Source organism: Rhodoferax sp. (assembly GCF_028689305.1).
Lineage (GTDB): Bacteria > Pseudomonadota > Gammaproteobacteria > Burkholderiales > Burkholderiaceae_C > Rhodoferax.
Map to the genome: position 1 here is coordinate 7,668 of NZ_JAQTWM010000089.1, position 6,055 is coordinate 13,722.

Annotated in this window: 2 protein-coding genes and 1 pseudogene; all 3 read left to right on the top strand. The window is 67.3% G+C overall.

All coding sequences use genetic code 11. The annotated features are described in order from the left end of the window. Window positions 1-369, top strand: a pseudogene (locus tag PHW99_RS15240) (hypothetical protein); the annotation flags it as partial. Continuing rightward, window positions 366-2,204 carry an autotransporter assembly complex family protein gene (locus tag PHW99_RS15245; protein WP_300179397.1) on the top strand — a complete coding sequence of 613 codons (1,839 nt, stop codon included), beginning with the start codon at window positions 366-368 and terminating at the stop codon, window positions 2,202-2,204. The pseudogene PHW99_RS15240 and the gene PHW99_RS15245, both read left to right, overlap by 4 nt. Before the next feature lie 5 nt (window positions 2,205-2,209). Further along, window positions 2,210-6,040 (top strand): translocation/assembly module TamB domain-containing protein, encoded by a 3,831-nt coding sequence (locus PHW99_RS15250; protein ID WP_300179400.1) that lies wholly within the window; start codon window positions 2,210-2,212, stop codon window positions 6,038-6,040. The last annotated feature ends 15 nt before the right edge of the window (window positions 6,041-6,055 follow it).

The window sequence follows — 6,055 nt, forward strand, 5'->3', positions numbered from 1 at the left end:
CACAACTGCGTCTACGACTTTGTCTGGAAGAACAACCGCCGCCGTTTCGCCGAAAAATTCCCCACCTGGGACATCATCCGCAAATACAACAAGGACTACAAGCTGATCTTCATCGGGGACGCCACCATGAGCCCCTATGAGATCCTGCAGCCCGGCGGCAGCGTGGAATACAGCAACGAAGAAGCCGGGGCCGAATGGCTGCAGCGCCTGACCCACGCCTTCCCCAAGTTCGCCTGGGTCAACCCCGAACCCCAAGGCGTGTGGCAATACCGCCAGAGCATCAGCATCATGCAGCAGCTGATGAGCCAGCGCATGTTCCCCCTGACCCTCAAGGGGCTGGAGGATGCGATGCGGCTGCTGAGCAAATGAACCGGTGGCTGCTGGCCACGCTGCTGCTGATACCAGCGCTGACCGCCGCGCAGAGCCTGGACCAGCCCCCCACCACGCCGGCGGCCACCGCCGCGTCAGTTGCCAGTGCACCAGCATTCACCCTCCGGATCGAAGCGCCCGATGACATCCGCCCCCTGCTGGAACGCCATCTGGAGCTGCAACGCTACCGCAGCCTGAGCGACCTGCGCGACGACGAGCTCGACCGCCTGCTGGACATGGCCCAGCAAGACGTCCGGCAGCTGGTGGCCACGCTGGGCTATTTCTCGCCGGTGATCGAGATTCGGCGCCTGCCCGGTGCCCAAGGCGCCCGCGATATCCTGGTCAGTGTGGTGGCCGGTGAGCCAGTCCAGATCAGCCAGGTCAGCCTGCGTTTTGCCGGCCCGATGGCCACCGACCCGGCTGCTGCCGCGCAGCGCCAGCACATCACCGACAGCTGGCTGCTGCCAGCGGGCAACCGTTTCAGCCAGCGCCGCTGGGATGCCGCCAAACAGCAGGCCCTGCGCCAGCTCACCAGTCAGCGCTACCCCACCGGCAGCATCAGCCAGTCACTGGCCGACGTCGACCCCTTGACCCACACCGCGCGGCTGGAGCTCACTCTCGACTCGGGTGCGCCCTACCGCTTGGGGGCACCGGTCATCAGCGGTCTGAAACGGTTTGATGCCGAACTGGTCCGCCGCTTGGCGAGGGTGCCCACCGGCAGCGACTACGACTTCAAGGAGCTGGCCAAAGTCCAGCAACGGCTCACCGAAAGCGGCTACTTTGACTCGGCTTTTGTCAGCATCGACACGGCCTCGGACCCGCAGGCGGCACAGGTACAAATCACCGTGCGCGAAGCCCGCCTGCAAAAAATCACCCTGGGCGTGGGCGCCAGCACCGACAGCGGCGCCCGCCTGAGCGCCGAACACCTGCACCATCAGCTGCCCGGCCTGGGCTGGCGGGCGCTGAGCAAGCTGGCCCTGGACCGCGAAACCCAGACCCTTGGCACCGAGCTGACCGCCCCGCCCGATGACGACGGCTGGCGCTGGAACGCCTCACTGCAACTGCAAAACCAGCTCGTCGGCAGCTTTGATGTGGGCAGCCAGCGCTGGCGCGGTGGCACCAGTCAGACCAGCGAACACATCGACCGCAGCTACTACCTGCAGTACGACCGCGCGGACACCGCCACCTCGGACGCCACTGTTGCCCGCATCGCCGAATCGGTGAGCGCCCACTACGCCTTCACCCTGCGCAACTACAACAACCTGCCCTTCCCATCCAGCGGCTGGGCACTGGGCGTGGAGCTGGGTGGTGGCACCACGCTGGGCAGCGCGCCTGTGCCCTTTGGCCGGGTGCTGGCACGCTGGCAAAGCTTGTGGCCACTGGGCCGCCAGAACAACACCGCTACACCCGACCCGCGCGCCGGTCGGCTGGCCCTGCGCGCGCAGGCGGGGGTCGTGCTGGCCAAGGACGGCACCAGCCTGCCGGTGACACAACTGTTCCTCGCCGGCGGCGACAACAGTGTGCGTGGTTACGGTCTGCGCGACATCGGCGTCGAGCTCGCTGGCGGCCAGGTCAGTGCCGGGCGTTACCTGGCCGTCGGCAGCGTCGAGTGGCAACGCCCCATCATCGTCAACGGGCAAGCGACCGACTGGGAAAGCACCCTGTTTGTCGACGCCGGTGCCGTGGCCGACAAGCCGGCCGATTTACACGCCAAAGTGGGGGTGGGTGCCGGGGTGCGGTGGAACAGCCCGGTCGGGCCGCTGCAAATCGATCTGGCCTATGGCGTGGCGGTGAAGAAGTTCCGGCTGCACCTGGCCGTGGGGTTTGCCTTTTGAAAACCATGCGGCGCATCGGACTGATCACGCTAGCCACCCTCCTGCTGGTGCTGAGTGCACTGGCAGGCAGCTTGTGGTTATGGTCGGGCAGCGCTACCTCACTGGCCACGGTGCTGCAGCAGGTGCCGCGCCTTCTGCCGGCTGGCGACAGCCTCGAAGTCCGTGCCGTCACCGGCTCCTTGCGCCAGGGGGGCCATGTCGGCTGGCTGCGCTGGCGACACGGCGGCCTGCAGGTGCAGGCGCAAGACCTGCAACTCAGCTGGCAACCCGCCGCCTTGCTGCACGGCCAGTTGCGTGTGAGCCAGCTCCATGTCAAACATTTGCACATTGAAGACCAAGGTGCGCCCGCCCCCAACGGCGCCACGTCCGCCCCCACCTCGGCAGACTTGCCGTTCAGAGTGGACGCCCACGTCAGCGCCGACAGTGTGCAGTGGAGCTCCAGCACCAGCCAAGAACTGAGTCAGCTTGCCTTTCACTACATTTTTGATAGCTATTCACACAATATATACGCGGGCTCAGCCCACTTTTCTTCCAATAAATATGCGTTTTCCGGCCAGTTGCAAGCGGCGGGTTCGATGGCACTGGCTTTGCAGGCCAAGGGCGTGGTCAGCACGCCGGTGCCAGGCCGCCCCCGCCCACTGACGGTCAGCACCGAGGCTTCACTCACCGGCGCCCTGGCCGGGCCGCAGGCGCGGCTGGTATTGCAAGCGGCGCTGACACCGGTCGATCCGAAGCCGCCAGGTGTTGCCATGCAGGCCCGACTGACGGCTCAGTTGGCGCCGTGGCAGGCGCAAAAGATCATCGATGCCCAAGGCCAGTGGCAAGCCCTGAACCTGGCGGCGTTGTGGTCACAGGCCCCCCAAACGCTGCTGCACGGCCAGGCCACGGTGCGCCCTGACGGCCCGGGCTGGCAAGCCAGCCTGCAGCTCGGAAACACCTTGAGCGGCCCCTGGGACCAGCAACGTCTGCCCCTGCAAAAACTGGACGCCCAGTTGGCTTACCGCCACGGCCACTGGTGGTTGCAGTCCCTGCAAGCCAGCGGCGCAGGTGGCAGCATCAACGCCAGCGGTCAGTTCAATGCTGCCGCAACTGACGCCAGCGCGGTGTCCTGGCAGGGCCAAGCGACGGTGCAGGGCATCAATCCCGCGGCCATCGATACGCGGCTGGCCAGTGACCGCTTGAGCGGGACGGTCAACGCCCGGCAGAACCAGCCTGCCAGCGGCATCGGTTTTGACCTGCGGCTGCAGTCCGACAGCCGTCGCCAGCCACCAGCACAGGCCACAACCCGCCCGCCCCTGCAGCTGCGTCACCTGGCGGCGCAAGGGCTGTGGGCAGCGCCACAGCTCACGCTCCACACCCTGCAACTGGATGCCCAAGAAGCCCAATTGCAGGGACAGCTCAGCGTGCAAACCGTGACCCTCGCCACGCAAGGGCAGCTCGACCTGAGCCTGCCGGGCCTGCAGGCGACGCTGAACGGTCAGCTGTCCCGCACCCAGGGCCAGGGCAGCTTACAGGTGCGGATGACCGATGCCGCACAGGCCAGCCGCTGGTTGACCCGCTGGCCGCAGACCGCCAGTCTGCTGGGTGACGCCCAATGGCGTGGCATGGCCGACCTCAACGCCCAATGGCAAGGCGGCTGGCAAGACGATGCGCAGGCCCTGCAACTCCAGGCCCAGCTACGCGCAGCGCAGCTCCATCGGACGCCCCCGGCGTCCGGGCAGCCCCACGCCGGCGTGCGCGGCCTGCAGTTGGAACTGGCGGGCACGCCCCGGCACTTCAGCCTGAACGGGCGCGGCCAAGCCGTCGTTGACCAGCAATCACTGGACTGGCAGACCCGCGCCAGTGCTGACCGCACCCCAGTCGGTGCCTGGCAGGCCAGTGTCCAGCAACTGCAACTGGCTTGGCGCCAAGACAGCACCCAGGCGCCCTGGCGGCTGCAACTGGCCGACAGCGGCACCCCGGCGCCGCTGACCCTGAACTGGCTGCCAGGCCCCCTCAACACCCTGACCGTATCACCCGGCACGGCCTGGCTGCAGGGACCGCTGCCAGGCCGTGCCAGCCTGAGCTGGCAAACCCTGCACTGGCGGCAACCTGCCCGTACCCAACCGCCCCCTCACGCGGCCGCGCAATGGCAGGGCCAGGGCCGGGTGGAGGGCCTGTCGCTGGCCTGGTTGGAGGCCTTCAGCGGCAAGTCGATGGCCGACCTGGGCCTCAGCAGCGACCTGCTGCTCGCCGGCCATTGGCAGGCCGCCCAGACCGACAGCCTGCACCTGAGCGCCACGCTGGAGCGCAGCAGTGGTGACCTGCGCCTGCAAACCCGTGATCAAGTCCTGCCAGCCAAGCTGCGCGAGGCCTGGATGCAGGTCAACCTGGACGCTGGTCAGCTCGCGGCCAGCCTGCGCTGGGACAGCGAACACGCCGGCAAGGCGCTGCTGGCACTCAGCACCCAGCTGCAGCCCCAGACCGGCGGCTGGGCCTGGCCCGCTCAGGCGCCAGTGGCCGGCAGCCTGCAACTGCAGTTGCCACCGGTGGACGCCTGGTCCGCCCTGGCACCGCCCGGTTGGCGACTGCGCGGCACGGTGGATGCCCACATCAACCTCAGCGGCACCCAGGCGTTGCCGCAGTGGGAGGGCTACCTGCGGGCTCGTGATCTGGCGGTGCGCTCGGTGGTGGACGGCATTGACTTCAGCCGCGGCACCCTGGATGCCCGGCTGCATGGGCAACAGCTTGATATTCAGACGTTCACGCTGCAAGGCGCCAGCCACACCGGCAACGACGGTGGGCAATTGGGCCTCACCGGCTCGGTGTTCTGGCTGCCTGGGCACGGCCCGGCCAGCTTGCGTGAACGTCTCCAGATGGTCCTGCAGGCGCAGATCAGCGCGCTGCGGGTCAGCACCCGACCAGACCGCCGGCTGGTGGTGTCGGGCCAACTATCGGCCAACCTCAAGCAGTCCACCCTGACACTGCGCGGGGCCCTGGCCGCCGATCAGGCCTTGATCACCCTGCCCGACGACAGCGCCCCCACACTGGGTCAGGACGTGGTGGTGCGCCAGCCGGAGGTTCACAAAACCAACGCCAGCAACACCGGCACAGCGGCCAACCAGCCCGCCCGTGTTCAGCCCGACGTGTTGATCGACCTGGACCTCGGCCCCGACTTCCAACTGCGCGGGCGCGGGCTGGAGGCCCGGCTGGCTGGCAAACTCAGTCTGGCCGCCAAAGGCCAGACCACGCCGGCCCTGAATGGCAGCGTGCGTACTGTCAACGGCACCTACCAGGCCTACGGCCAGCGGCTGCTGATCGAGCGTGGTGTGCTGCGTTTCACCGGCCCCATCGACAACCCGGCACTGACGATTCTGGCGCTTCGCCCCCAACTCAGCCAGCGCGTGGGGGTGCAGGTGAGTGGCACCGCGCTGTCCCCGATCGTGCGGCTCTATGCCGAACCCGATTTGCCCGATGCCGACAAACTGGCCTGGCTGGTGCTGGGCCGTTCCGCCAGTGGCGGCGGTGCAGAAGCGGCGCTGATGCAGCAGGCCGCCCTGGCGCTGCTGGGTGGCCATGGCAAGAGCCTGTCGGACAGTCTGTCACAAGCACTGGGGCTGGATGAACTGAGTTTTCGCAGCAACGCCGCCAGTGACAACAACGGCAGCGCCGGTGCCGCATCCGTCACGCTGGGTAAACGCCTGTCCAAGGACTTTTATGTGGCCTATGAGAGCAGCCTGAATGGGGCCATGGGGGTGTTGTCCATTTTTTATGACCTGTCCAGACGCCTGACCTTGCGCGCCCAGACCGGGGAACAAAGTGCGGTGGATCTGATCTACACCCTGCGTTACGACTGAACAGGCCAGTCACCC